The organism is Marinomonas profundi (assembly GCF_020694005.1).
Lineage (GTDB): Bacteria > Pseudomonadota > Gammaproteobacteria > Pseudomonadales > Marinomonadaceae > Marinomonas > Marinomonas profundi.
Genome location: NZ_CP073013.1, coordinates 1,056,363 through 1,082,669, shown reverse-complemented (window position 1 = coordinate 1,082,669; position 26,307 = coordinate 1,056,363). Strand labels below are relative to the sequence as shown.

Below are 26,307 nucleotides of genomic sequence, written 5' to 3'. Positions count from 1 at the left end.
TAAACTGAAACCGTAGGTTTTTTCCATTCAGAGCCAAAATTTGAGGGTAATATGTTCGACAATTTATCGAATCGCTTAACTTCCTCGCTTGATCGTATTCGAGGTCGAGCGAAATTAACCGAAGACAACATACAAGAAGTGTTGCGTGAAGTGCGCATGGCGCTGCTTGAAGCTGACGTCGCCTTGCCGGTCGTTAAAGATTTTATTGCCGCGGTTAAAGAGCGTGCAATAGGGGCGGAAGTCTCAAAAAGTTTGAGCCCTGGGCAGGTGTTCCTGAAAATCGTTAAACAGGAACTTGAAAATGTCATGGGGCAAGCCAACGACGGTCTTAACCTTCGTGCGGCGCGTCCGGCCATTATTTTGCTGGCGGGTTTGCAAGGGGCAGGTAAAACCACGTCCGCGGCAAAGTTGGCAAAATACTTAAAAGAGCGCGAGAAAAAATCCGTCTCGATGGTCAGTGCCGACGTGTATCGCCCCGCGGCGATTAAGCAGCTTGAAACACTGGCGGGTGAAGTGGGGGTTGATTTTATCCCCAGTGATTTGTCGCAAAAGCCGATTGATATTGTTAATAACGCTATTGATTACGCCAAAAAAGCGCATAAAGATGTTTTGATTATTGATACTGCCGGTCGTCTTGCCATAGATGACGACATGATGGCAGAGATCAAAGCCTTGCATGCGGCGGTTAACCCCATTGAAACCTTGTTCGTTGTGGATGCCATGACAGGGCAAGATGCGGCAAATACCGCCAAAGCCTTTGGGGATGTATTACCGCTCACTGGTGTTATTTTAACCAAGACGGATGGTGATGCTCGTGGCGGTGCCGCCTTGTCTGTGCGTCATATCACTGGTAAGCCAATTAAGTTTTTAGGCGTGGGGGAAAAAACCGACGCGCTAGAACCTTTCCATCCAGATCGTTTGGCGTCCCGTATTCTTGGTATGGGCGATATGCTTTCTCTGATTGAGCAAGCCGAGCAGCAGATAGACAAAGACAAAGCGGAAAAGCTGGCCGGTAAGCTGAAAAAAGGCAAAGGCTTTGATTTAGAAGATTTCAAAGAACAACTGCAGCAAATGAAAAACATGGGCGGCATGAGTTCCATGTTGGATAAGCTGCCTGGTATGGGACAGTTGGGCAATATTCAAGACAAGGTGAACGACAAGATGTTCGTTCAAATGGAGGCGCTTATTAACTCCATGACGCCAGCCGAGCGTCGTAACCCTGACGTGATTAATGGTTCTCGTAAAAAACGTATTTCGACGGGGGCAGGGTTGCAAATCCAAGATTTAAATCGTTTGTTGAAGCAGCATAAGCAGATGCAAAAGATGATGAAGAAATTTAGCGCTAAGGGTGGCATGCAAAAAATGATGCGTGGGCTAGGCGGAATGATGCCTGGCGGTGGTTTCCCTGGGCGTTAATGGCCGCTAATAATGCTGCTATCTGGTTGTTTTTATTAGGAGTTGTAAAAAAACTTCTAATTTAAATAGAAGGGCGAGTAAATCGCCCTTTCGTTTTTCTAGTTTATCGACTAGAATATGCCGCCTTCTTGTAGTATGAGTCAAAAATTCGACTCGGCAAGGGGTGTTTCGTTAAGCAATAAGGAACCAATCATATGGTAACTATTCGTCTTTCTCGTGGTGGCTCTAAAAAGCGCCCATTCTATCATTTGAACGTGGCTGATAGCCGTCGTGCACGTGATGGTCGTTATATCGAGCGTTTGGGTTTCTTTAACCCTGTTGCTCGTGGTCAAGAAGAACGTCTACGCATCGATTTAGATCGCGTAAACCATTGGGTTAGCCAAGGCGCTCAACTTTCTGACCGTGCTGCGCAGCTTATAAAAGATGCTAGCAAAAACGCTTAATACTGAGGTAGTGCTATGTCTGAGTTAAAACAAGCGGCCGCTCCTGAGCAAGCGCTTGTGGTTGGACGCATTACATCGGTATATGGTGTTAAAGGGTGGGTGAAGTTATATTCACACACCGATCCAATGCAAGGGATCTTTGATTACAAGCATTGGTGGTTGAAAACTCCTAGTGGGTGGAAGACCGTTGAATTAAGCCAAGGCCGTCTGCAAGGACGAGGTTTGGTTGCATCGGTAAAAGGTTATAGCGACAGAGATCAAGTAAAAGATATCTGCGGTATGGACGTTTACATAGATGCAGCAGAACTACCAGATTTGGAAGAAGGTGATTATTACTGGAGCCAACTGGAAGGACTGAGGGTTATGACCAAAGAGGGTGTCCTCTTAGGGAAGGTTTCTCAACTTATGGAAACCGGTGCGAATGATGTGATTGTTGTCCGTGCGTGTGAAGGTAGCTTTGATCGTGAAGAGCGATTGATTCCTTATGCCCCAGGAACCTATGTTTTAAACATCGATTTAGAACAGCAGGAAATGGTGGTTGATTGGGATCCAGAATTTTAAACAGATAAGCTGAGGTCATAACGTGAAGGTTAGCGTGATATCGCTCTTTCCGGAAATGTTTCAGGCCATTACCCAATATGGTGTAACAGGCAGAGCCATTAAGTCTGGGTTGGTTGAGGTGGATTTTTATAATCCCCGTGATTTTACTCATGACAAACATAAGACTGTGGATGATCGACCTTATGGTGGTGGTCCAGGGATGCTGATGAAAGTGCAGCCTCTCAAAGATGCCATTGCGAGTGCCAAATTATCGGTGCCCAATGCAAAAGTTATTTATCTATCCCCTCAAGGGCGTACGCTGACGCAAGAAGGCGTGCAACAGCTTGCTAAACAAGCAGAATTTATTCTGGTAGCAGGTCGTTATGAAGGCGTTGATGAGCGTTTGATTCAATCACAGGTTGATGAAGAATGGTCAATTGGCGACTTTGTCCTAAGCGGTGGCGAGTTGCCGGCTATGGTGCTCATGGATGCTGTATTTCGTATGGTGCCAGGAGTATTGGGAAAACAAGCTTCTGCGGATGAAGATTCATTCTCTGATGGTTTGTTGGATTGCCCGCATTACACTCGCCCAGAAGTACTAAATGGTGAATCTGTGCCATCGGTACTGCTTAGTGGCAACCACGAGGAGATTAGACGCTGGCGTTTGAAGCAAAAGCTCGCAAGAACTTTTCAACGCCGGCCAGACCTTCTGCAGAACCTTGAGTTGGACAAGGAACAGCAGTTGCTGTTAGAAGAGTTTATTCGCGAAACTGAAGATTCAACCTCGGCAGAGTAGGAATTGCGAGCTTATCAGAAAGAAGAACCTTCATGCTGATAAGAAACCATATCATTAGGAGTCACATCCATGAGTAATAAAACTAAACTGATTCAGCAGATAGAAGCTGAACAAATGACAAAAGAAGTCCCAGCCTTCGGTCCTGGTGACACTATTGTTGTTCAAGTTAAAGTTAAAGAAGGTTCACGCGAGCGTCTACAGGCCTATGAAGGCATTGTAATCTCTAAGCGTAACCGTGGTCTTAACTCAGCATTTACCGTGCGTAAAATTTCTAGCGGTATTGGTGTTGAGCGTGCTTTCCAAACGTACAGCCCTTTGGTTGAAAGCATCGAAGTTAAACGCCGCGGTGACGTGCGTCAAGCTAAGATCTACTACCTACGCGAGCGTTCTGGTAAATCTGCACGTATCAAAGAAAAATTGGCTAAACGTTAATTTCTCTTTCTTTAAAAAAGGCGACGCGAGTCGCCTTTTTTTATGGAACTTACCCACCTTGGTATGGCCTAATAGAGACTATTTATGATGTCTTTGAGGTTCTCCATGACGAATTTTTTCCGCTCTCTGTCGCGTCCTGCTATGGTGAGTTTGTTGCTCCTTCCCCTGTCAAACACGGTTTTTGCCGATCAATCGGCGGTGTTGTCTGCCGTTCAAGCGGCGTTGCCTCAATATGAAGTAGAAAGTACTGAGCTACATGATGGCGCGGGCTTGTATGTCGTTGTGTTGAAAGACGGCCCGACTTTGCATGTTACCCAAGATGGGAAATACTTTGTTGCGGGCGATCTATACCGAATAGACAATACGGCGCTTGAGAACGAAACAGAGAAAGCGAAACTGGCCAAAGTAGAAGCCCTGCCAGAGTCACAAATGATTGTTTATAAAGCAAAAAATGAAAAGGCACATATCACTGTATTTACCGATGTTGACTGTGGCTACTGTCGAATGCTGCATAAAGAAGTACCCAAGCTGAATGATGCTGGGGTGACGGTTCGCTACTTGGCGTATCCAAGAGCCGGGATAGGATCTGAGGCGTATCGTAAAATGGTCAGTGTTTGGTGTTCGGCTGATCCGCAAGACTGGCTTACCAAGGTCAAGTTGGGCGCTGAAATTCCTGAAAACAAATGTGTTAACCCGGTCGCAGATCAGTATAAACTAGGCAATGAAGTTGGAGTGCGAGGTACGCCAAGTATCGTGCTGGATAATGGTGCTTTTCTACCGGGATATTTACCAGCGGCTGAGTTGGTAAAACACCTTGGGTTATAGTCTTATCGCGAAATATTCCACTAAACATGCGCCTTCTTCAGCTGTTTCTACGTTGGGTTTGAATGGTGCTGGCGTTATAATGAAGCAACTTGCGGCTTAGTTAAAAACCTTATGAAAAGGTTAGGCTGCTTATAAAAATTAAATTATCTCTGTGGGGTATTGTTTTGAAACCGGTAAAAGTCGGAATTTGTGGGCTGGGGACAGTGGGGTCCGGTAGTTTTAACATTCTTCGTAATAATGCGGAAGAGATTACACGACGTGTGGGTCGCAGTATTGTTATTGAGCAAGTAGGTGCCCGTCGTGATAACGACGCTTGTGATACCTCCGGTATTAATGTTACCCGTGATATTTTTGATGTCGTCAATAATCCAGAGATAGACATTGTACTTGAGTTAATTGGCGGAACGTCGGTTGCGAAAGAGCTGGTCCTTACCGCCATCAAAAATGGCAAGCATGTGGTGACAGCCAATAAGGCGCTGATTGCTGAACATGGCAATGAAATTTTTGCTAGAGCGCAAGAAAAAGGCGTTATTGTTGCGTTTGAAGCGGCGGTTGCTGGCGGCATTCCTATTATTAAGCAAATTCGAGAAGGTCTGTCGGCCAACCGTATTGAGTGGTTGGCGGGTATCATCAATGGCACAGGCAATTTCATTTTGACTGAAATGAGTCAAAAGGGTCGTGGATTTGAAGATGTCTTGGCTGAGGCTCAAGCACTTGGTTACGCAGAAGCGGACCCAACTTTTGATATTGAAGGCATTGATGCCGCGCATAAGTTGACGATTCTTGCGTCTATCGCTTTTGGTATTCCTCTGCAATTTGAAAAAACCTATACCGAAGGCATTAGCCGTATTACCGCTGAAGATGTGGCCTTTGCCGATGATCTTGGTTATGCCATCAAGCATTTGGGCATTGCTCGTCGTTCTAAAGCGGGTATTGAATTGCGAGTTCACCCGACGTTAATTTCCCATAAGCAACTGTTGGCCAATGTGAATGGTGTGATGAACGCTATTATGGTGCAAGGCGATGTGGTCGGTCCAACGTTGACTTACGGAGCGGGTGCTGGCGCATTGCCAACTGGCTCGTCGGTAATTGCGGATGTGATCGATGTGGCTCGTACTTTAACGGCGGATCCAACTAACAGAGTGCCGCATTTGGCGTTCCAGGCCAACGCTTTGTCAAGCATGCAGGTATTGCCTGTGGAAGATATCGAGTGTGGCTTTTTCCTTAATATGACGATTAAAGATCGTGCTGGTGTGCTGGCGAATATTACGCAAATCTTGTCGATGAATGACATCAGTATCGAGTCATTGATTCAGCGCGAGCGCGAAGGCAGTGAATTAGTGCCTTTAGTGGTGATGACGCATGATGTGAAAGAGCGCAACATGAACGCGGCCATTGCGGCGATTGAAGCTTTGCCGGATGTTGCTGGCACTGTGCAACGAATCCGTGTTGAGAATTTAGCGTAAGAGAGAGCAAACGATGAAATATATTTCTACTCGTGGTAAGGCGCCAGCACTGTCTTTTGCTGATGTCTTATTGGCTGGTTTGGCGAATGATGGCGGCTTGTATGTGCCAGAAACCTTACCGCATTACAGCAAAGCAGAAATCGCGTCTTGGGCGAATTTAAGTTACCAAGAGCTGGCCTTTAAAGTGATGTGGCCTTTTGTGGAAGGCGATATTCCGGCTGACGCGTTTAAAAGCATGATTGATGACGCTTATGCTGGCTTCAATCACGCTTCTATTGCGCCCATGGTACAAGTAGGCAATAACGAATGGATACTTGAATTATTCCGTGGCCCAACCTTGGCGTTTAAAGATTTTGCCTTGCAACTGCTTGGTCGCTTAATGGACTATGTTCTGTCTGAGCGCAAAGAGAAGTTGGTGATTCTGGGGGCGACATCCGGCGATACGGGTTCGGCCGCGATTGAAGGTTGTCGTCATTCTGAGCATTTGAATATCTTTATTTTGCACCCTTATCAGCGTGTATCCGAAGTACAGCGTCGTCAAATGACCACGGTGATCGACGATAACGTATTTAACATCGCGGTGAAGGGCAATTTTGATGATTGCCAAGGCATGGTGAAATCCAGCTTTGCCGATCAGTCTTTCTTGAAAGGCGCTAAGTTAGGCGCGGTTAACTCGATTAACTGGGCGCGTATCATGGCGCAGATCGTTTACTACTTCTCTTCTGCATTGTCTGTTGGCGCGCCGCATCGTAAGGTGTCTTTCTCTGTGCCAACGGGCAACTTTGGTGACATTTTTGCCGGCTATTTGGCGAAAAAAATGGGCTTGCCAATCGATCAGCTTGTGGTGGCGACTAACCAGAACGATATTTTGCATCGGGTGATCGCAGAAAACGATATGAGCCGTCAGTCTTTGAATGTCACCTTGTCACCCAGTATGGATATCATGGTGTCGAGCAACTTTGAGCGTTTATTGTTTGATGCGCATGGTCGTGACGGCGCGGCGATTGACGATTTGATGGCGCGCTTCAATAAAGGCGATGTGTCGTTGAATGATCAAGCTTGGTCTTTTGTAAAAGATAACTTTGACAGCTATAAAGTGGACGACGCAACAACCTGTGAGGTGATTGCCGATGTGTTTGCTAAAACACAATACCTTTTAGATCCTCATACGGCGATAGGTCTTGAAGCGGCGCGTCATTGCTGGAAAGATACATCCGTCCCTATGATCACCTTGGCAACGGCGCACCCAGTGAAGTTTCCAGAAGCGGTCGAAAAAGCCGGTTGTGAAACACCTACCTTACCAGAGCACATGAAAGATCTTTTTGAACGTGAAGAATCTTATACCGTGTTAGACAATAGCTTGAGCGATGTGCAGGCTTTTGTTGCTGAAAAAATTTAGTTAAATAAACACACTCTATTTTAGCGGTAGTCAGCGTTAACCTGTTTAGCAAGACCAATAACGGCCAATCCTAGATTGGCCGTTTCTTTTTCCTTTTTACTTTTAATGTTTGCGCCTTTCATATGAATATCATTTTACTCGATGCTAAAAACACCCTTGATGATGGCCTTTATGGGCTGACTCTTCGTCAACAAACCCATATTTCAACCGTCATCAAAGCCCAGCAGGGTGATGTTCTGCGAGTTGGGCTATTGAATGGGAAAATCGGAGAGGGGGTTTATCAACCGCCTAGCCACGACAAAGCGGGTTATATTCATTCGTTAGCGTTATTTTCTTCTCCGCCTGAACCTTTGCCTATGGTATTGGTGATGGCGCTGCCTCGTCCGAATATGTTGAAGCGTACTTTGCAAAACATATCGGCAATGGGTGTTAAAGATTTATATCTGATTCATTCTGCCAAAGTGGAAAAAAGTTATTGGCAAAGCCCTGTTTTGCAAACGGAATCGATTCAGCAATGTTTGCTCGAAGGGCTGGAACAAGCCAAAGACACCCTGATGCCAAATTGGTCTTTGATTCCCAGATTTCGTCCTTTTGTCGAGGATCAGTTGCCCGCGATTTTACAAGACAAAGTTGGCTTGTTGGCGCATCCGTATTTGGCTGAGCGTTGTCCTGTCGATATACAGCAACCTTGTGTACTGGCGCTTGGGCCAGAAGGTGGATGGAACGAATTTGAAGTGAGTAAATGGCACGAAGCGGGCATGCAATCGGTGCATTTAGGGGATCGTATCTTGAAAGTGGAGACCGTGGTGCCTGTTTTATTATCCCGTTTATACCCCGCTTAGCGTTTGTTCAGGACGCCATAAGGGGCTTTTAAATGTCATCGGTGGAATGTTGTTATTTGTAACTTAGGAGCATTAACAGGGGTGCTATGGTTTGCTTTGTTGTAGGATTAAACCTACAGTAATAGTCGGTTTGCGTTGCTAGGCCGGAGTTCAAACCCAATGAGTATATTCGATTCAACAAAGCGGAAGAAAAAGCTGAAAACGCCCGTTGGTTTTTCTTGGCTGACTTTTTTATACGTTGGCAAAACAGACAATGTGTTTTCTGAAAGCACTCGTCGAGTCTTCATCATTAATCTTTTTACCTCTGTTGGTGTGCTTTTTACTTTTCCGTTAGGAATCGTGTCGTTAGTGAATGGCCAGCTTGTATTAGGCTATTCTTTGCTCTTGATCGCGTTTTTGTATGCGATGAATCATGTTTATTTACGTCGCACTCATAATCATGCGTTGTCAGGAAATTTTGTTATTTATCCGCTTTATATTTTGATGATTTATCTTGTCTATACTGGAGGGGTAAAAGGGACAGGGCATGTCTGGATTTATTGTATTCCAGCGGTGTCTTTGTTTTTGCATGGAATGAAACGAGGCCTGATTGAACTGGGCTTTTTTACACTGGCGTTGATCATTACCTTGTTTTTCACCGCTAGCCATTTTGATGAATTTGGCTATGATCCGGCGTTAAAATCGAGAATTTTATTTTCCTTTATTGTGGTGGTTTTTCTGTCGGGTATTTATGAATATTCTATGTCACGATTTAACCAAGAACTAACAGAAACCTCCGCTAAGCTTAAATTGGTTGCTTATAAAGACGCGGTGACGGATTTATTAAACCGTAGAGGCATGCTGCAGCGATTAGAATCTAGCGCTTATAGTCGATTTCACTTGCTGCTGGCGGATGTGGATTTTTTTAAAAGTATCAATGATGAATACGGTCATGATGTCGGAGATTATGCGCTGGTCGAATTGGCGAATCTTATTCAAGCATCATTGCCGGAAAAAGGCGTGGCTTCGCGTTGGGGCGGGGAAGAGTTTTTAATTGCTGTGTGTGACTGCAGTGAGTCTGATGCTTATGCATTGGCTGAATTAATACGGCAGCGGGTGCAAGAACATGAGTTTGTTTATTTGGATCATAAGTTTCGTATGACGCTCAGCTTTGGAGTGGCGACGATGAATGAATCGACGTCGTTGCGAGAGGCGATCACACTCGCAGATGGGCGCTTGTATCAGGCAAAACGTGCAGGACGAAATCGGACCCAAAGAGGTTAATAAGTCAGTCTTTTAAAAGTCATTTTTGTTAAAAAGCCCTTTGATGTTTCAAAGGGCTTTTTGCATTTTGTCGTTACCCTTAGGCCGTTTTTGGCTTAGAGCGCTTTTGTTTTAGAGCCTAAAACGCCATAGTAAGCAATATACAGGTAGCACAGTGCCGGTAGGATAAAGGATATTTGCAAGCCAATAGAATCGGCCATGTAACCCTGAAGAACGGGCAGTATCGCACCGCCGACAATGGCAAGGCAAAGGAAGCCAGAGCCACGGCTGGTTTGTGGTCCTAGATCTTTCAAGGCAAGGCTGAAAATAGTGGGGAACATAATCGAGTTAAATAGACCGACTAACAAGATAGACCACATGGCAACAAGCCCATCATTGACAATAGCGCTGGCAATCAATGCGATGACGGCCAAGGCGTTAATTGCAAGCAATAGACTGGCGGAGATGCGTTGCATTAACGCCGCACCAATAAAGCGTCCTACCATGGCGCCACCCCAATAATAGGCAACATAATGCGCCGCGTCAGCTTCGGCAAGACCGGCAATATTTTCTAGGCCAAAGAAGTTAACGAGTAAGCTCCCAATAGCCACTTCAGCACCCACATACATAAAGATAGCGACCGCCCCCAGCACCAAATGGCGATGCTGTAGAATGCTAGCGCTTGGCGCGTCGCTGGTCTCTTCTTCTATGTTTGAGGGGGTTGGGAGGCTAATGCGAGTAAAGATAGCCGCTAAAACCACCAGCAAAATGGCCAACCCAATATAAGGGACAATAACACTTTCAGCTTCTTGAGCTTTGGTGGCGTATTGCCCAGCAACGGTAAACAAGAGCGCTCCGCCGACAATAGGGGCAACGGTTGTACCTAGTGCGTTAAACGCTTGAGACAATGTTAAGCGACTTGAGGCGGTTTTGGCGGGCCCCATAACGGTGACTAGCGGGTTGGCAGCGACCTGCAAAATGGTAATGCCGGCGGCTAAAACGAAAAGTGCGGTTAAAAAAATACCGTACTTTTGCGCCTTGGCAGCGGCGATAAACAGCAAACAGCCCGCAGCGGCGATCATTAGGCCAATGCCAATGCCTCGTTGGAAACCCACTTTTTTCACTAGGGTGCCAGCCGGTATTGAGACGATGAAGTATGCGCCGAAGAAGCACATTTGAATCATCATCGCTTGTGTGTAACTAAGGTCGAATACGCCTTTTAAGTGTGGTATTAAAATGTCGTTAAGTGAGGTAATAAAGCCCCACATAAAAAAGAGTGATGTTAAAGCGATCAAAGCAAACCGTTGGTTTGATTGTGGCTTGTCAGCGGTGGCAGAAGAATGATTGTTCATATTTTTTTCCGATAAGTTAAAACGAGTGCTCTCAGTTTTTATCTTTAGAAGGGGTTTATCCAAATCAAAAAAGTGCGGCATCATAGCATCGAAAATCTTAACGTTATGGTCTGAATAGAGCGGATGGCGTGATAGTCCTAAAAAGATCCTTTTTTGCGCCAGTTTTGTAAGAAAGTCTTATTGATTTATCGCTTATGTAACAAACTCTAATCGCTAGGTGGCTGATTTATAACCTATTTTTTTCAGTCTTATGTGTTTATGGCTTATCTAGCGCCGTAGGATAAGCGTAAGCGTTTTCGTGTTATCCTGTTTTTACTTATCTTTTGTCTGGCTTGAAATTTTTATGCGTATTGAGCGTCGAGTTGTACCGACTGAATCCAATGACTTTCCGAATACTATGTCTGCGACCTTGCAGCGGGTTTTTATGGCGCGCGATGTGGTGTCTGTGGCGCAGCTTGATTACCGCTTACCGCATTTACTAAGGCCGGATTCTTTATTTGATTTGTCTAACGCGGCACGCATTTTGGCGGACGCCATTGTGGCAGGAGAAAAAATTCTTATTGTTGGGGATTTTGACGCCGATGGCGCGACCAGCACCAGTTTGGGCATTCTTGCGTTAGAAGCCATGGGCGCGATCGCCCCAGAGTATTTGGTGCCCAACCGCTTTGAATTTGGTTATGGCCTGACACCCGAGATTGTCGAGGTCGCACAACAAAGCGCACCAGATGTCTTGGTGACGGTGGATAACGGTATTGCCAGTATTGATGGTGTCTTAGCCGCCAAGCATTACGGCATGAAAGTGGTGGTGACCGACCACCATTTACCAGGAGACAGTCTTCCTAACGCCGATGCCATTGTCAATCCGAATCACCCAGACTGCGGTTTTCCAAGTAAAAACTTGGCCGGCGTGGGGGTGATTTTTTACGTAATGTCAGCGTTAAGAGCCGAGCTGAAGCGGCGTAATTGGTTTGCTGAACAGCATATTCCTGAGCCCAAAATGGCGGATTTTTTGGATTTAGTGGCGCTTGGAACCGTGGCGGACGTTGTCCCCTTGGACGCCAATAATCGCATTTTAGTGCAGCAAGGTATTAAGCGCATTCAAGCAGGCTTAGCACGTCCGGGTATTTTGGCTTTATTGGAAGTCGGGCGCCGGGATCATACTCAGTTAAAAGCGTCAGATTTAGGCTTTGTGGTTGGCCCAAGGTTGAATGCAGCAGGGCGCTTAGACGATATGTCGGTCGGCATTGAGTGCCTACTGGCGGTGCATCCCCATCAGGCGCGTGATTATGCTCAGCAATTGGATCAATTCAATCGTGAGCGCAAAGCCATTGAATCGGACATGAAGGAGCAGGCCGAATTGGCTCTGGTGTCTTTGCTAGACGAAGAGCAAGAAATACCCAATGGCATGTGTTTTTACGACGCCGATTGGCATCAGGGCGTGATTGGGATTTTGGCGTCCCGGATGAAGGATAAATGCCATCGTCCGGTGATTGCGTTTGCCCGCGTGGGTGAAGGTGAGCTAAAAGGCTCAGCTCGTTCCATCCCCGGTGTTCATATCCGCGATGCGTTGGACTTATTGGCAAAACGTTATCCTATGTTGCTTAGCAAGTTCGGTGGCCACGCCATGGCGGCGGGCATGTCGATCAAAGAGTCTCACTATGATGCTTTTCGGTTAGCGTTTGATGCCATCATTACCGAATGGGTCACACCCGCACAATTAGAAGCGACATTGTTCACCGATGGGCCACTGGCACCGGAAGATTTTAGTTTGAGTTTTGCTGAGCAGGTTCGCTTGTCTGGCCCTTGGGGACAGATGTTTCCTGAACCGTGTTTTGATGGTGTGTTTGATATTTTGCAGCAGCGTATTGTTGGTGAAAAACATCTTAAACTCATGGTGCGCGAGCCGAACAGTGGGCTTTTGCTGGATGCGATTAGCTTTTTTGTTGATTTGGAGCAATGGCCTAACGACAACGCCGCGCAAGCACGTTTGGTCTATAAGCTGGACATCAATGAATTTCGTGGCCAGCGTAATCTGCAGTTGTTGGTAGACTATTTAGAGCCAGCCTGATTGAACCGCTCTACTCGTCTGATTGAACACTGGATAGTAGATGGCCGTACGAAAGCGAAGCGGGGAATTTTGCTGAACAAATTGCGTTGTCACTGCGTATCGACGCAAAAGTTGAGGTATAATGCGCCTCCCTCATACATCACCCTATATTTACTGGAGCTCTTTCATGACTGCACTGGTTCTTGATGGCAAACGTTGCGCCAAAGAAACTGAAAACCGCCTACAGGCTCAAGTTACCGAGCTTAAAGAGCGTACTGGTTGTACCCCAATTTTAGCGACTATCTTGGTGGGTGCCGATCCAGCCTCGGCGACTTATGTCAAAATGAAAGGCAATGCTTGTCGTCGTGTCGGTATGGACTCTATGGCCATTGAGCTGCCAGAAACCACCACCACAGAGCAGCTGTTAGCAAAAATTAGCGAATTGAACAATAATCCAGATGTGCACGGAATCTTGTTGCAACACCCCGTGCCAGAGCAAGTGGATGAGCGTTTGTGTTTTGACGCCATCGCCGCACACAAAGACGTGGACGGTGTGACTTGCCTTGGTTTTGGTCGTATGGCAATGCAAGAGCCTGCCTACGGCGCGGCAACCCCAGCGGGCATCATGCGCTTGCTTGAGGCATACGATGTAAAACTAGAAGGTAAGCACGTTGTGGTCGTGGGTCGTAGTCCGATTCTGGGTAAACCCATGGCGATGATGATGCTGAACGCCAACGCGACGGTGACGATTTGTCACTCTCGTACACAGAATTTATCGGCGTTTGTAAAACAAGCTGACGTGATCGTTGGAGCCGTAGGCAAACCAGAATTTATCAAAGCCGAATGGATCAAAGACGGCGCGGTTGTGGTGGATGCGGGCTATCATCCGGGGGGCGTGGGTGACATTGAATTGGCACCTTTGGTTGATCGTGTCGCCGCTTATACGCCGGTGCCGGGTGGCGTAGGCCCCATGACCATTAATACCTTGATTCTGCAAACGCTAGAGTCTGGCCTGAAACAGTTAGGCTAGAGTGTTTGGACACCACAAGGTGACTGTAAAAACCGCGCCATTCGGTGCGGTTTCTTTTTTTAAGCATAGAAGAGTAATAGGGTGACACACTATGTCCACAGAAATGTTAAAAGACGCATTGGACTTCGATTTGATCGCTGATGTTTTTGTCAGCGAATCGATTACCGCCTCACCATCAGAATTGCATGGTCAGCTGTGTGGCTATCTGGCTTCTGGTGTGACCTTGCCATTGGAAGATTGGCTGACCATGGTGGTGGAATTTTGCGATATCGAAGGCTGGAAAGAAGAAGCCAGTCGAGCGGTGCTTGTTGAGCTGTATACGGCCACGCTGACGTTGTTACAAAATGGCGAGTTTGCCCTTGTGCCCAGTATTTCTGATGACGACGCGGAGTTATGCGAAAGAGGCGTGACTTTAGCGCAGTGGGCGCATGGCTTTTTGGCGGGTTATGGCTTGTCTGGTCAAAAAAACGATCTTTCCGATGAGACCAAGCAAATTCTGCGCGACTTTGCCAATATCTCTGGCATGCAAGCGGAAATGCGCGCCTTAGAAGACAACAATGACAACGAAGCCGATTTAACCGAACTGGTGGAATACGTACGATTATCCGCCATGATGCTGTACACGGAACATCATGATATTAACCCTGATGTCGACCACACCAAACAGAACGCTTTACACTAGAGTGATCAAAGCACTATTTGATCACGACTATGGAATGGAATGACACTAAATAAGTGAGACCTTTATGAAGATTGACACTCAAACTTACCAAGCTCGCCGTGAACGCCTGATGCAATCCCTGCCTGAAAACAGCGTGGTTGTGTTGCGCACCGGTGAGTTGGCGACGCGCAATAATGATTGTGAGTACGAGTTTCGTCCCCATAGCAGTTTTTTCTATTTAACGGGATTTCCAGAACCAAGTGCCTATGCGCTGATTCATGGCCAAGGTGAATTGACCCTTGTTACTTTGCCAAAAGACCCAGAGCGCGAACAGTGGGATGGTTTTCGCTTTGGCTCGGCAGGCGCGATCACAGATTTTGGCGCGAATGACGCCGCCGCGTTGGCGGAATTAGACAATGTGGCATTTGCCGCTTTAGATGGCGCCGCTCAGGTGGTGTATTTATTCAATGACAATGGGCTTCGCGAGACAATTGCTGGTTGGCGTGAAGCGATTGCGGCCAAAGCCAGAATGGGCGCAACAGCGCCGACTAGCTACCTAGATTTGTCGCCTGTTGTGTCTGAAATGCGTTTGCGTAAAGACAGCGAAGAAATCGCCATTATGGAAGCGGCGGCGCAAATCAGTGTCGAAGCTCATAAGCAGGCGATGCGTTCAGTGCGTCCGGGAATGAAAGAATACCAACTGGAAGCCGAATTGAATTACGTCTTTATGACATCCGGTGCGCGCCAACCAGCGTATAACAATATTGTGGCCTCAGGCAGCAATGCTTGTGTGTTGCATTACATTAAAAATGACGAAGAGATCGAAGACGGGGATCTTATTTTAATTGATGCGGGCGCGGAATTAGGTTGTTATGCGGCGGACATTACGCGCACTTTTCCGGCCAATGGTAAATTCAGTGTGCCACAAGCGGCCTTGTATCAAGTGGTGTTAGACGCTTATCACGCAGGGATGAAAGAGCTGACAGTCGGGACGCCCTATGAGGCTTGCCATCATGCGGCGGTGCAAACCTTGACGCAAGGCTTGGTTGATCATGGATTGCTAACGGGCGATGTAGATCTACTGATTGAGAGCAAAGCCTATCGAGATTTTTACATGCACAATACCGGGCATTGGTTGGGGTTGGACGTGCATGATTGTGGCGCCTATAAAATTGCTGGCGAATCGCGTTTGTTAGAAGAAGGCATGGTACTCACTATTGAACCTGGATTGTATGTTTCGGCTGACAATGAATCGGTGGACGAAAAATGGCGCGGCATTGGTATTCGTATTGAAGACGATGTGCTGATTCGTGCCGACGGCCCTTATGTTCTGACCCATGGCTTAGCAAAAGAGATTGCTGATATTGAGGCCTTAATGGCGGAAAGTCGGTAAGACTGAGTTTAATCTCTTCGGGTTTCATTCCCCGCAGCTTGCTGCGTAAATAGCAAAAATCCAGCTTTGTCATTCCCGCCTTCGCGGGAATGACGGGGAGTTCGAAAATGATGTATGAACAACGTTTAGCATTGTTCGAATGACACGCTGATACCTCGCCCCTTGGGGCGGGGTTATTCATTAATCACCAGAGTGATAAAGCGGAGTAAAAAAATGGCTAAATCGTACGATTTAATAATAGTGGGCGCGGGTATGGTGGGCGCTTTGTCGGCGATATTATTGGCTAAATCTTCGTTGCGAATCGCCCTTGTTGATAAGCATGATGGTGACTATCGATTGTCTACGCCGCCCGCCTACGACGCTAGAGTCAGTGCACTTTCCAGCCAATCTAAACGCTTGCTGGAAAGTGTAGGTGTTTGGCAGGGAATTCCCCATGATCGTATCGCGCCCTATGACAACATGGTGGTGTGGGATGGTTTGGGGGAGGGTTTTATCGATTTTAACGCTCAAGCAACCGCCATGCCTGAACTTGGTCATCTGGTTGAAAACGCTGTGCTTAATCAGCAATTGATGACACAAGTTCGACGGTTAAAACACATTGATCTGTATTTAGGCGATACCTTAGATTCTCATCAATTAAGTGAGTCTGGTGTCAATGTTGAGCTGGCTTCTGGGCAGCTGTTACAGGCTCAGGCCATTATTGCCGCCGATGGCGCCCTGTCCAAACTTCGTACGGAAAATGCCTTTGAAACGGTTGAGTGGGATTATGGTCATCATGCGATTGTCACCACCTTAGAAATTGCTCAAACCCATGAAAATACTGCTTGGCAAAGCTTTGGCGAGGAAGGCATTTTGGCCTTTCTTCCGCTACCGTCGGTTGATCACCGCCATTTTGTTTCCATTGTGTGGTCTGTGCCGCCCAAAGAAGCCGAGTCTTTGATGGCGCTTGACGAGGCGGCATTTTGTCGTCGTTTGCATTATGCAATGAACCGGCGTTTCGATGTGTTGGGCATCACGCAAGAGCGCCAAGCGATTCCACTGCGCCAACGTCACGCCAAACACTATGTCACCGCTGGGCTGGCATTGATTGGCGATGCGGCACACACCATTCACCCTCTCGCTGGGCAAGGGGCTAATCTAGGTTTTGCGGATGTGAAGGCGCTAGTGGAAGTACTGGAAAAAGCGCATCGCCGCGGTGAGCACCTTGGCGCGAGTAAAGTATTGCGCCGTTATCAGCGTGCTCGCATGCTGGACAATATTGCCATGGCGGCGGGAATGGAAGTCTTTAAACGTCTGTTTTCGACTCAGCAGCCGCTTATTGTGCAGCTAAGAAATAGAGGCATGATGCAGTTTCATCGAGATACATGGTTAAAGCAAAAACTCATTGCCCGTGCGGCAGGGATCTCGTCTTTTTCTTAATTCGTTTGATGGCTAAGAAAGCAGGTTAAACCACGAGCTTGTAAACGAGTGCTTATAAACAAGTTCTTATAAACAAGTAGTTACAAACAAGTGGTTGCAAAAAACCTTGGCTGCCATATTCTGTGTGTATCTTATTTATGATCAATAGAAGCAATAAAAAGGCAGAGTGGCATGCAGATCCAAGATCTTTTGAAGCAAACCGATAAACTCCCTAATGTTCCTGATATTGTCCGCGAATTGATACAGCTGCTGAATGACCCTAATGCGAAATACTCCGATATCAGCGCAAGGGTGTCCCATGACCAAACCATTTCTCTAAAAATTTTACGCGTGGTTAATTCCGCGTATTTTGGCCTATCGAGAAAAATATCCTCCATCGATGACGCAACCGTGTTGCTTGGCATGGATCGGCTAAAAACCTTGGTGATTGCCTCGGGCTTTGCAAATTCGGTGACCAAAGTGGAGGGCTTGTCGTTAGCGGATTTTTGGGCGGATTCTTTTCGCGTTGCCGAGTTGGCGCAGTGGTTCGCTAAGCGTACGCCATTGGTTGATGAGGGCGAAGCGTTTACCGCTGGCATTGTGCACAATATTGGCCGTTTGTTGTTGCATCTTACCGCCCCTGACATTGCCCAAGACATTCACACCCTAGTGGCGAATCGTAAGGCGGGAAGGGTGAAAGCCGAACAAGATTTATTAGGCTTTACCTCTCAGGATGCGGGCCGGGCGCTGATGGATTTATGGAAGTTTCCAGCTGGTTTAGGCTATGCCGTGCAGCATCACAAGCGCCCTTTTGCCAATGATGAACCAAAGCCTTTGGCTTGTGTGTTGAATTTGGCCTGTTATTTGAACGCATGCATTCGTAGTGATAGAGATTATGACTTAGTGCGAGAAGGCTTTCCCAAGGCCGTGGCACAAATGGCCGGTTTGTCTGACGGTATCGTTTATGAGTTAGACGACGCTCTTGTTATTGATGATGGCTTGAGTCAGTTGCTGCATTAAGTTATTGGCTGGTATTCGAGGCAATCTCGCCTCTAATAAATGAGAATCGCTAGTGTTGACCATAGTGTTGTGCTAATTTCTTGTCTCACTTTTTACCTGTGTTCAAACAAGATTTTTTGATTGTGGCTTTTTATTTTTCATGTCCGATGTAACTCACTCCCCCCTCGTTGGTAAAGCCAAGTGGAATGGTTTAAAAATGGCGGCAATCTTGATTGCGGTCATTTTGGCTGTGCCTATTTTAGTCGTGCTCGTGAATGTATTAATGGGCGATGGCGAGGTCTGGCAACATCTTTATCACACCGTATTGGCTGAGTACATTTCGAATTCGCTGCTGCTGATGCTGGGGGTGGGTGTCGGCGTGTTGGTCATTGGTGTACCGTGCGCTTGGCTAACCAGCATGTGTGACTTCCCCGGGCGGGGATTGCTGTCGTGGACGCTGCTTTTGCCCATGGCGGTGCCTGCTTATATTATTGCTTACACCTATACTGGCGTGTTGGATTTTGCCGGTCCTGTGCAAACTTTTATTCGTGATGTCACAGGCTGGCGCTACGGTGACTATTGGTTTTTTGAAATACGCTCCCTTGGCGGTGCTATGGTGATGTTGACCTTGGTGCTGTATCCCTATGTGTATTTAATGAGCCGAGCGGCTTTTTTAGAACAGTCTGAAAACACCTTGGAAGTGAGCCGGACGTTGGGCTATTCCGGTCGTAAGGTGTTCTTCAAATTGGCGCTTCCGCTTGCTCGTCCTGCTATCGTTACGGGTCTTACCTTGGCGCTGATGGAGACCTTGGCCGATTACGGCACGGTGCAATATTTTAGTGTTAATACCTTCACGACGGGCATTTTACGGACTTTTTACGGCTTTGGTGACGTGGCGGCGGCGTCGCAGTTAGCGGGCGTGCTGTTGCTGTTTGTTACCATGCTGATTTTATTGGAGCGCTATTCTCGCCATCGTATTCGCTATCATTCATCTGGCTTGAAGAAAGCCAGTCAGCGCCGCATGGTGTTAAAAGGTGGACGTGGCGTCTTGGCGTGTGTGTTTTGTCTCTTGCCTATTTTGATTGGGTTTATTATCCCCGTTAGTATTTTGGCGTATTGGGCTGCTTTTAAGGCGGAAATGCCAGGGGCAAACTTTGTCCAATTGGCGTGGAATTCTTTTTATCTTGCGGCCTTGGCGTCTTTAATCGTGGTGAGTTTGGCGTTGGTGTTAAGTTATGCCATCCGCCTGAATGCCAGTCGTAGCGTTAGGGCATCGGTTGGTATCGCTGGTTTAGGTTATGCCTTGCCTGGCACTATTATTGCGATTGGGACGATTGTGCCGCTGGCTTGGTTAGATCATAGAATCATTGAACTTGTACGCCATTATACCGGCGAAAATATCGGGCTAATGTTCTCTGGTACGCTGGTGGCGCTGTTGTTCGCTTATACGGTGCGTTTTATGGCGGTGTCTTTGGGGGCGGTGCAAAATGGCCTTGGAAAAATCAAACCCAGTATGGACATGGCGGGACGCTCGCTGGGCCTGTCGCCTTTTAAGGTATTAAGTCGCATCCATATTCCGTTGCTAAAAGGGTCGGTGTTAACGGCTCTGCTGATTGTCTTTGTCGACGTACTAAAAGAATTGCCGGCCACCTTGGTGTTGCGGCCGTTTAACTTTAATACCTTGGCGGTTAGAGCATTTGAGTTGGCGTCCGATGAACGGCTTATTGATGCCGCTCCGGCGTCATTGATGATCGTTCTGGTCGGTTTGGTGCCGGTTATTTTATTGAGTCGTTCTATTTCTTCTCGTTCCACTTCAGCGCATCTCGGGCGCTCGAAATAGCGAATACTTGCAACAGGACTGTATATGACATTGTTAGCTCCTCACACCACATTAAAAGAAATGACCCTGAGCAATGTCTCGGTGGGCTACGATGGTGAGGCGGTGGTCAAAAGTGCCTCTTTTCAGTTGTTGGAAGGGCAAATTGGTTGTCTGCTTGGCCCCAGTGGTTGTGGTAAGTCGACTTTGTTGCGTGCGATTGCTGGTTTTGAATCCTTGATGACGGGCGAGATACGCATCGATGGTCAGGTGATTTCGAGTCAATCGATCAGTGTGAACCCAGAACATCGACACATTGGTATGGTGTTTCAAGACATTGCCTTGTTTCCTCATCTGACGATTGCGCAAAATATTGCCTTTGGTTTGTCGGCTTGGCCCAAAGACGTTGCTCAGCAGCGGGTAACTTATTTGCTGGATCTGGTTGGTTTGGCGGGGTTTCAGTCGCGTTATCCGCATTCGTTGTCAGGCGGTCAGCAGCAGCGCGTTGCCTTGGCTCGCGCCATTGCGCCAAAGCCGAAATTATTATTGATGGATGAGCCTTTTTCGGGGCTTGACGCCAAGTTAAGGGAAGAGCTGGTGCCCGATATCAGAGCAATATTGCAGCATGAAAAAATGAGTGCCTTGCTGGTGACTCATGATCAAATGGAAGCCTTTGCGATGGCCGATCAAGTCTCGGTTATGGCGGCGGGTGAGGTTCACCAAACGGGATCTCCTTATCAAATTTATCATCGACCTGAGACCCGATTTGTGGCGAGTTTTATTGGTCATGGTGATTTTCTGGCGGCCACTGTTTGCGGCCCAGATTGTGTGCATTCTGACTTGGGAAATATACGCAGTGAGCTGGATCATGGTTTTGCTGACGCCACGCAAGTGGATTTGTTGGTGCGCCCGGATGATATTTTGCACGATGATGACAGTGAGTTTGTTGGGGTGATTGTGAGTAAATGGTTCCGTGGATCGCACTTTTTATACCGAGTGGCGTTGTCGTCCGGCAAAGTGGTCTATTGTTTTGCCTCGTCTCATCACAATCACGCCGTCGGTCAGGAGATTGGATTAAGTGTTCACCTCGATCATTTGGTGATGTTTTCACGGCAATAAGTGACTTTAACTTTACCATGACGTAATTCGTAGCAATTGAATCTAGAGTCTCTATAATAGCGTTTTTTTACAATATACTGGGTGAAGATTTTGAGTGTTATTCGACTAAAAGGTCAAGCTGATCGCCGTCTAAGAGCTGGACATCAATGGATTTACAGCAATGAAGTGGATACCGCTGCGACGCCATTAAAGCAATTTACGCCAGGGGATCAGGTTGTTGTCGAAACAGCGCAAGGCAAGCCTCTTGGGATTGCGACAATTAACCCTAATACCTTGATCTGCGGACGCCTTATGAGCCGCAGTACCGATACGTTTCTGAATAAATCGACGCTCGTGCATCGCTTAAAGATTGCCTTGTCGTTGCGTGAATTAACCTATCCTGCGCCTTATTATCGCCTAGTATTTGGCGATTCTGATGGCTTGTCCGGTTTGGTTGTCGATCGTTTCGCAGATATTTTAGTGGTGCAAATATCGACAGCGGGCATGGAACGCGTAAAAAACGAAATAGTTGAGGCGCTGCAAGATGTGGTGAAGCCATCGGCCATTTTGATGAAAAATGACGGTAAAATGCGTCAAATCGAAGGGCTTGAAACTTATGTTGAAGAGGCTTTTGGTACGGTACCAGAATTGGTTTTCTTACAAGAAAACGGTGTCTTGTTCCAAGCGCCTGTGTGGGATGGGCAAAAGACCGGTTGGTTCTACGATCACCGCGAAAACCGCAAAACCATGCAAGGCTTTTGTGATGGCAAACGGGTATTAGACGTATTCTCTTACATTGGCGGATGGGGGGTTCAAGCCGCTTCTGCTGGCGCGACGGAGGTGACTTTTATTGACGCGTCTGAAAGTGCTCTGAGCCATGTGGGTGAAAACCTTAAGTTAAACCAATACGAAGGTGGCTCTAATTTAATGCATGGTGATGCGTTTGAGGCGATGCAATCTTTAATCGAAGACAAAGAGCGCTTTGATGTGGTGGTCATGGATCCGCCTGCGTTTATTGCCCGTCGAAAAGACATAAAAGCCGGTGAAGGCGCTTATCATCGTGCCAATCAGCTAGCCATGCGCTTAGTGGCCAAAGGCGGTATCTTGGTGTCGGGTTCTTGTTCTATGCACCTTGAAACAGCGCGTTTACACGATATTGTTCGCAGTAACAGCCGCCAATTAGAGCGTTTTTCGCAGCTAATTTATCGTGGCACACAAGCGCCAGATCACCCAGTGCACCCAGCGATTGAAGAAACGGAATACCTAAAAGCCTTGTTTTATCGTATTCATAACAATATGGGCTTATAAGCTCACGTTGTTGATACCATTCAAGCGCAAATAAGCTAACAATAAAAAACGCGGCCAGATCAGATCTGGACGCGTTTTTTCTTATTGTTTCGTTAATTAATCTCTTAAAGAAATATGTTGCCAGCCTCTGTCTTTGGCGATTCTTGTTAGGGTCTCATCGGCATCAACGGCAATGGGGTGGGTCACTAATTCCAACAGTGGCAGGTCATTGCGAGAGTCACTGTAAAAATAGCTGTCTTGCATAGAATGTCCGGTTTCAGCGAGCCACTCATTTAAGCGTGTGACTTTGCCAGCTTGAAAACTAGGAATGCCCACAATTTTGCCGGTGTAGTGCTGATCAATGATCTCTGGCACTGGCGCAATAATATGATCCATGCCCAAAGCGTCAGCAATAGGGCCGGTTACAAATTGGTTGGTGGCGGTGATCATCAACAAGAAGTGCCCTTGATCTTTATGGTGTTTTACCAAGGCGTTGGCTTTTGCTTGCATCATTGGCTGGATTTTTTCTTGCATAAAAGTGTGGTGAAGGTCAGCCAGCTCAGCGTTGGAAAATTGGCTCAGCGGCGCTAAGCTAAAAGCCAGATATTCATAAATATCTAAGGTGCCGGATTGATACTGCAGAAAGAACTTGTCGTTGGCGGCCTTATAAACTTGCGTATCAACTAGGCCTTTTTCAACCAGAAATTGTCCCCAGGTGTAATCACTGTCACCGTTTAATAAGGTGCCGTCTAAATCAAATATTGCGAGTGTCACGGTTTGTCCTCAATTCGTCTAAAGTGCGCAGAGTATAGCCTTGCAGGCAATAAATAACAGCCGTCTTAATTGTGCGAATGGGCGAATTATGGAACAATGAATTAATTTATTTTTATATTAAAAGGTGATAGTTCGTGATTGATGCAGACGGATACAGACCGAATGTGGGCATCATACTGATGAACGAGCGTGGCCAGCTTCTTTGGGCGAGGCGAGTTGGGCAGAATGCTTGGCAGTTTCCTCAAGGTGGCATTAAACCGGATGAAACCCCTGAAGACGCTTTATTTCGAGAGTTAAAAGAAGAAGTGGGTTTAGACCCTCATCAAGTTGAAATCGTAGCCAAAACCCGAGGTTGGCTGCGTTACCGCCTTCCTAAGCGCATGTTAAGACACAATAGTAAGCCTTTATGTATCGGACAAAAGCAGAAGTGGTTTCTTCTGTCGATTCGTTGTGCGGATACTTCTGTGTGCGTGGATGGAACGGAAAATCCAGAATTTGATGGCTGGCGTTGGGTGAGTTATTGGTACCCACTGGGTCAAGTAGTGGCGTTCAAAAAAGATGTTTACCGACGCGCGTTAAAAGAACTTATTGCTAGCGCACATCGTCGACTGGAAAAAGAGTAACGGGATTAACATACATGTTGACGGTAGATAACGTGATAGGAGAGCTATGCTAAGTTTGTTAAGGCGTATTACCCAAGAGGTCACAGCAGCGCAGTCTTTGCCGGCTGCGCTGGATATTATTGTTCGGCGAGTGCGTCGTGCTATGCGCGCAGAAGTTTGCTCTATCTATTTGGTTGATGTAAACACCAAAGAATATGTATTAATGGCGACACGAGGCCTTAATGCCAATGTGGCGGGCAGTATCAGTTTAAAAGCCGACGAAGGCTTGGTCAGTTTGGTGGGGCGAAGAGCGGAACCTGTCAACCTTGAAGACGCACAAATTCACCCCTCGTTTCATTACTTAAAAGGCACAGGAGAAGAGCGCTATCGTTCTTTTCTTGGCGTGCCTATTATTCATCATCGACAAGTATTAGGGGTGCTGGTTGTACAGCACGAAGACAAACGTCGCTTTGATGAAGGCGAAGAAGCCTTTCTGATTACCTTGTCGGCGCAATTGGCGGGCGTTATAGCTCATGCGGAAGCCACAGGCGCGATAACGGACCTAAGTGCTAATGCAGTGCCGAATGGCTCTGACTTTCGCTACAAAGGCGTGCCTGGTAGCTCTGGTGTTGCGATTGGCCGAGGCGTGGTGATTTTCCCACCAGCCGATTTGGACGTTATTCCAGACCGTCGCACTACCGATTTTGACGACGAGATTCAGGACTTTTACCAAGCATTAGAGGCTGTTCGGCAGGATATTCGTCGGGCGAGCAATCGTATTAGCCAACATCTTTCCGAAGATGAAAAAGCGCTTTTTGATGTCTACTTGAAAATCCTCGACGATAACTCTATTGCTGGTGAAATCGTTCGAAAAATAAAAGAAGGCAATTGGGCGCAAGGCGCATTAAGACAGGTTATTCAGGCGCATATTCGTCAGTTTGACCGCATGGATGACCCCTATTTGCGTGAACGCGCATCGGATCTTCGTGATCTTGGTCGGCGTATTTTGTCTCATTTGCAGGAAAAAGCGCCGAATATCGCTGAGCGCTTTAGTGAACCGTCGATTATTATTGGCGAAGAGCTGACGGCGTCGATGTTGGGTGAAATTCCTATCGATAAGATTAAAGGTCTGGTATCGGTAATGGGCTCGGGTAACTCCCATGTCGCCATTTTGGCTCGAGCAATGGGCATACCCACGGTGATGGGTGCCTTAGATTTACCTTATGCACAGTTGGATAAAGTCGAGCTGATCGTAGACGGCTACCTGGGCAAAATCTTTACCTATCCTTCTGACGCCTTGATTGAAAATTATCAACAAATTGTTGATGAAGAGCGTTTGTTAGAAGAGGAATATGAAGTTCTTAAAGACTTACCTTGCGAAACCTTAGATGGGCAACGTTTGTCTTTATTTGTTAATACTGGCTTGTCAGCTGACATTGCTCGTTCATTGGATCGCGGGGCAGAAGGGATTGGCCTGTATCGTACCGAAGTGCCTTTTATGGTGCGTGATCGCTTTCCGACAGAAGCGGAACAAGTCGCAATTTATCGTCAGCAGTTAGAAGGTTTTGCGCCCGCGCCAGTGACAGTTCGCACCTTAGACATCGGCGGTGACAAAGCTTTACCTTATTTTCCGATTAAAGAAGCGAATCCTTTCTTAGGTTGGCGCGGTATCCGAGTCACCTTGGATCACTTAGAAATCTTCATGGCGCAAATTCGAGCCATGATAAAAGCCAGTGCTGATTTGCATAATCTTAAAATCATGTTGCCAATGATTTCGAATGTGGCGGAAGTGGAAGAGGCGCTGGCGTTGATTCGTCGTGGTTATGCGGAAGTAAAAGAAGAAGGTTACGACGTTAAAATGCCCCAAGTCGGCGTGATGATTGAGATTCCTGCGGCGGTTTATCAAGTCAAAGAATTGGCCGAACTGGTGGATTTTTTATCGGTAGGCAGCAACGATTTAACTCAGTATTTATTGGCGGTTGATCGCAATAACCCTCGTGTGGCGGATCTCTACAATTCGTTTCATCCTGCTGTGCTACGTGCTATGTACAGTATTGTGGATCAAGTCAAAGACGAAGGCGTGGGATTAAGCGTGTGTGGTGAAATGGCAGGCGACCCCATGGGCGCTATTTTGCTGATGGCGATGGGGTATGATGTGTTGTCAATGAGCTCCACCAGCCTACCTAAAGTGAAAGCGGTGATTCGTAATATTACCTTGGCTCAAGCCCAGTATATGTTGAGTGAAGTGATGGCGTTGTCTCATGCCGAAGCCGTCACGCAGACCATGTCTCGACTCATGCGTGAAGCCAATATCGAACGACTAATACGACCATCCAAAACCACCAATGTGGCGTAACACTGAGCAGAGGCTTTATTTTTTATTATGAGATATTTACACGACGTCACGAGCGAAGCCAAGACAAGGCAAAAACAGGCGAAAAAGCGGAAT

Annotated in this window: 23 protein-coding genes; 21 read left to right on the top strand and 2 right to left on the bottom strand. The window is 47.0% G+C overall.

Annotated elements, in window-relative coordinates; translation table 11 throughout:
• Window positions 1–51 precede the first annotated feature (51 nt).
• From ffh to J8N69_RS04895, 10 genes are all read left to right on the top strand, one after another.
• Window positions 52–1,416: a signal recognition particle protein gene (gene ffh / locus J8N69_RS04940; RefSeq protein WP_168825555.1), complete on the top strand. Its 1,365-nt coding sequence runs from the start codon at window positions 52–54 to the stop codon at window positions 1,414–1,416.
• Window positions 1,417–1,610: 194 nt separating this feature from the next.
• Window positions 1,611–1,859 carry a 30S ribosomal protein S16 gene (gene rpsP, locus J8N69_RS04935; RefSeq protein WP_168825557.1) on the top strand — a complete coding sequence of 83 codons (249 nt, stop codon included), beginning with the start codon at window positions 1,611–1,613 and terminating at the stop codon, window positions 1,857–1,859.
• A 15-nt stretch (window positions 1,860–1,874) separates the two neighbouring features.
• A complete protein-coding gene (rimM, locus tag J8N69_RS04930) occupies window positions 1,875–2,420 on the top strand; it encodes a ribosome maturation factor RimM (protein WP_168825558.1) in 546 nt (181 codons plus the stop codon).
• 22 nt (window positions 2,421–2,442) lie between these two features.
• Entirely contained in the window at window positions 2,443–3,195 is a 753-nt protein-coding gene (gene trmD / locus J8N69_RS04925; RefSeq protein ID WP_168825560.1) for a tRNA (guanosine(37)-N1)-methyltransferase TrmD, read from the top strand.
• Window positions 3,196–3,264: 69 nt separating this feature from the next.
• Window positions 3,265–3,627, top strand: coding sequence for a 50S ribosomal protein L19 (gene rplS / locus J8N69_RS04920; protein WP_012071433.1), 363 nt, complete (start codon window positions 3,265–3,267; stop codon window positions 3,625–3,627).
• 105 nt (window positions 3,628–3,732) lie between these two features.
• Entirely contained in the window at window positions 3,733–4,452 is a 720-nt protein-coding gene (locus tag J8N69_RS04915; RefSeq protein WP_168825562.1) for a thioredoxin fold domain-containing protein, read from the top strand.
• A 164-nt stretch (window positions 4,453–4,616) separates the two neighbouring features.
• Window positions 4,617–5,918, top strand: a complete 1,302-nt coding sequence (locus tag J8N69_RS04910) for a homoserine dehydrogenase (RefSeq protein WP_168825564.1) — start codon at window positions 4,617–4,619, stop codon at window positions 5,916–5,918.
• Between the two features lie 13 nt (window positions 5,919–5,931).
• Window positions 5,932–7,317: a threonine synthase gene (gene thrC, locus J8N69_RS04905; RefSeq protein ID WP_168825566.1), complete on the top strand. Its 1,386-nt coding sequence runs from the start codon at window positions 5,932–5,934 to the stop codon at window positions 7,315–7,317.
• 122 nt (window positions 7,318–7,439) lie between these two features.
• Window positions 7,440–8,159, top strand: coding sequence for a 16S rRNA (uracil(1498)-N(3))-methyltransferase (locus tag J8N69_RS04900; protein WP_168825568.1), 720 nt, complete (start codon window positions 7,440–7,442; stop codon window positions 8,157–8,159).
• A gap of 159 nt (window positions 8,160–8,318) precedes the next feature.
• On the top strand, window positions 8,319–9,422 hold the full coding sequence (locus J8N69_RS04895; protein ID WP_168825570.1) for a GGDEF domain-containing protein: 1,104 nt from the start codon (window positions 8,319–8,321) through the stop codon (window positions 9,420–9,422).
• Window positions 9,423–9,517: 95 nt separating this feature from the next.
• Here the strand turns inward: J8N69_RS04895 and J8N69_RS04890 are convergent, their stop codons facing one another.
• The gene (locus J8N69_RS04890; RefSeq protein ID WP_168825572.1) at window positions 9,518–10,753 is read right to left on the bottom strand and encodes a sugar MFS transporter; all 1,236 of its coding nucleotides are present in this window, start codon (window positions 10,751–10,753) and stop codon (window positions 9,518–9,520) included.
• A 343-nt stretch (window positions 10,754–11,096) separates the two neighbouring features.
• Between J8N69_RS04890 and recJ the strand changes: the two genes are divergently transcribed.
• From recJ to J8N69_RS04845, 9 genes are all read left to right on the top strand, one after another.
• A complete protein-coding gene (gene recJ / locus J8N69_RS04885; RefSeq protein ID WP_168825574.1) occupies window positions 11,097–12,821 on the top strand; it encodes a single-stranded-DNA-specific exonuclease RecJ in 1,725 nt (574 codons plus the stop codon).
• Window positions 12,822–12,987: 166 nt separating this feature from the next.
• The gene (folD, locus tag J8N69_RS04880) at window positions 12,988–13,830 is read left to right on the top strand and encodes a bifunctional methylenetetrahydrofolate dehydrogenase/methenyltetrahydrofolate cyclohydrolase FolD (RefSeq protein ID WP_168825576.1); all 843 of its coding nucleotides are present in this window, start codon (window positions 12,988–12,990) and stop codon (window positions 13,828–13,830) included.
• Between the two features lie 91 nt (window positions 13,831–13,921).
• Entirely contained in the window at window positions 13,922–14,512 is a 591-nt protein-coding gene (locus tag J8N69_RS04875) for a UPF0149 family protein (protein WP_168825578.1), read from the top strand.
• A 64-nt stretch (window positions 14,513–14,576) separates the two neighbouring features.
• Window positions 14,577–15,884, top strand: a complete 1,308-nt coding sequence (locus J8N69_RS04870) for an aminopeptidase P N-terminal domain-containing protein (protein WP_168825580.1) — start codon at window positions 14,577–14,579, stop codon at window positions 15,882–15,884.
• Window positions 15,885–16,097: 213 nt separating this feature from the next.
• Window positions 16,098–17,303: a UbiH/UbiF/VisC/COQ6 family ubiquinone biosynthesis hydroxylase gene (locus J8N69_RS04865; RefSeq protein ID WP_168825582.1), complete on the top strand. Its 1,206-nt coding sequence runs from the start codon at window positions 16,098–16,100 to the stop codon at window positions 17,301–17,303.
• A gap of 171 nt (window positions 17,304–17,474) precedes the next feature.
• Window positions 17,475–18,302 carry an HDOD domain-containing protein gene (locus J8N69_RS04860; RefSeq protein WP_168825584.1) on the top strand — a complete coding sequence of 276 codons (828 nt, stop codon included), beginning with the start codon at window positions 17,475–17,477 and terminating at the stop codon, window positions 18,300–18,302.
• A gap of 139 nt (window positions 18,303–18,441) precedes the next feature.
• A complete protein-coding gene (locus tag J8N69_RS04855; RefSeq protein ID WP_168825587.1) occupies window positions 18,442–20,121 on the top strand; it encodes an ABC transporter permease in 1,680 nt (559 codons plus the stop codon).
• 24 nt (window positions 20,122–20,145) lie between these two features.
• Window positions 20,146–21,216, top strand: a complete 1,071-nt coding sequence (locus J8N69_RS04850) for an ABC transporter ATP-binding protein (RefSeq protein ID WP_211085049.1) — start codon at window positions 20,146–20,148, stop codon at window positions 21,214–21,216.
• A gap of 90 nt (window positions 21,217–21,306) precedes the next feature.
• On the top strand, window positions 21,307–22,503 hold the full coding sequence (locus J8N69_RS04845) for a class I SAM-dependent rRNA methyltransferase (protein WP_168825589.1): 1,197 nt from the start codon (window positions 21,307–21,309) through the stop codon (window positions 22,501–22,503).
• Between the two features lie 96 nt (window positions 22,504–22,599).
• Here the strand turns inward: J8N69_RS04845 and J8N69_RS04840 are convergent, their stop codons facing one another.
• Window positions 22,600–23,256 (bottom strand): histidinol-phosphatase, encoded by a 657-nt coding sequence (locus J8N69_RS04840; RefSeq protein ID WP_168825591.1) that lies wholly within the window; start codon window positions 23,254–23,256, stop codon window positions 22,600–22,602.
• 134 nt (window positions 23,257–23,390) lie between these two features.
• On the opposite strand from J8N69_RS04840, the gene J8N69_RS04835 reads away from it, so the two are divergent.
• Both J8N69_RS04835 and ptsP read left to right on the top strand, forming a co-directional pair.
• Entirely contained in the window at window positions 23,391–23,879 is a 489-nt protein-coding gene (locus J8N69_RS04835; RefSeq protein WP_168825593.1) for an RNA pyrophosphohydrolase, read from the top strand.
• Between the two features lie 46 nt (window positions 23,880–23,925).
• Window positions 23,926–26,214 carry a phosphoenolpyruvate--protein phosphotransferase gene (ptsP, locus tag J8N69_RS04830; protein ID WP_168825594.1) on the top strand — a complete coding sequence of 763 codons (2,289 nt, stop codon included), beginning with the start codon at window positions 23,926–23,928 and terminating at the stop codon, window positions 26,212–26,214.
• Window positions 26,215–26,307 lie beyond the last annotated feature (93 nt).

What these genes read in the sequence shown, in the direction of transcription:
- ffh (WP_168825555.1), top strand. Translation starts at nt 52, where the DNA reads ATGTTCGACAATTTATCGAATCGCTTAACTTCCTCGCTTGATCGTATT.
- rpsP (WP_168825557.1), top strand. Translation starts at nt 1,611, where the DNA reads ATGGTAACTATTCGTCTTTCTCGTGGTGGCTCTAAAAAGCGCCCATTC.
- rimM (WP_168825558.1), top strand. Translation starts at nt 1,875, where the DNA reads ATGTCTGAGTTAAAACAAGCGGCCGCTCCTGAGCAAGCGCTTGTGGTT.
- rplS (WP_012071433.1), top strand. Translation starts at nt 3,265, where the DNA reads ATGAGTAATAAAACTAAACTGATTCAGCAGATAGAAGCTGAACAAATG.
- J8N69_RS04915 (WP_168825562.1), top strand. Translation starts at nt 3,733, where the DNA reads ATGACGAATTTTTTCCGCTCTCTGTCGCGTCCTGCTATGGTGAGTTTG.
- thrC (WP_168825566.1), top strand. Translation starts at nt 5,932, where the DNA reads ATGAAATATATTTCTACTCGTGGTAAGGCGCCAGCACTGTCTTTTGCT.
- J8N69_RS04900 (WP_168825568.1), top strand. Translation starts at nt 7,440, where the DNA reads ATGAATATCATTTTACTCGATGCTAAAAACACCCTTGATGATGGCCTT.
- J8N69_RS04895 (WP_168825570.1), top strand. Translation starts at nt 8,319, where the DNA reads ATGAGTATATTCGATTCAACAAAGCGGAAGAAAAAGCTGAAAACGCCC.
- J8N69_RS04890 (WP_168825572.1), bottom strand. Translation starts at nt 10,753, where the DNA reads ATGAACAATCATTCTTCTGCCACCGCTGACAAGCCACAATCAAACCAA.
- recJ (WP_168825574.1), top strand. Translation starts at nt 11,097, where the DNA reads ATGCGTATTGAGCGTCGAGTTGTACCGACTGAATCCAATGACTTTCCG.
- folD (WP_168825576.1), top strand. Translation starts at nt 12,988, where the DNA reads ATGACTGCACTGGTTCTTGATGGCAAACGTTGCGCCAAAGAAACTGAA.
- J8N69_RS04875 (WP_168825578.1), top strand. Translation starts at nt 13,922, where the DNA reads ATGTCCACAGAAATGTTAAAAGACGCATTGGACTTCGATTTGATCGCT.
- J8N69_RS04870 (WP_168825580.1), top strand. Translation starts at nt 14,577, where the DNA reads ATGAAGATTGACACTCAAACTTACCAAGCTCGCCGTGAACGCCTGATG.
- J8N69_RS04865 (WP_168825582.1), top strand. Translation starts at nt 16,098, where the DNA reads ATGGCTAAATCGTACGATTTAATAATAGTGGGCGCGGGTATGGTGGGC.
- J8N69_RS04860 (WP_168825584.1), top strand. Translation starts at nt 17,475, where the DNA reads ATGCAGATCCAAGATCTTTTGAAGCAAACCGATAAACTCCCTAATGTT.
- J8N69_RS04855 (WP_168825587.1), top strand. Translation starts at nt 18,442, where the DNA reads ATGTCCGATGTAACTCACTCCCCCCTCGTTGGTAAAGCCAAGTGGAAT.
- J8N69_RS04850 (WP_211085049.1), top strand. Translation starts at nt 20,146, where the DNA reads ATGACATTGTTAGCTCCTCACACCACATTAAAAGAAATGACCCTGAGC.
- ptsP (WP_168825594.1), top strand. Translation starts at nt 23,926, where the DNA reads ATGCTAAGTTTGTTAAGGCGTATTACCCAAGAGGTCACAGCAGCGCAG.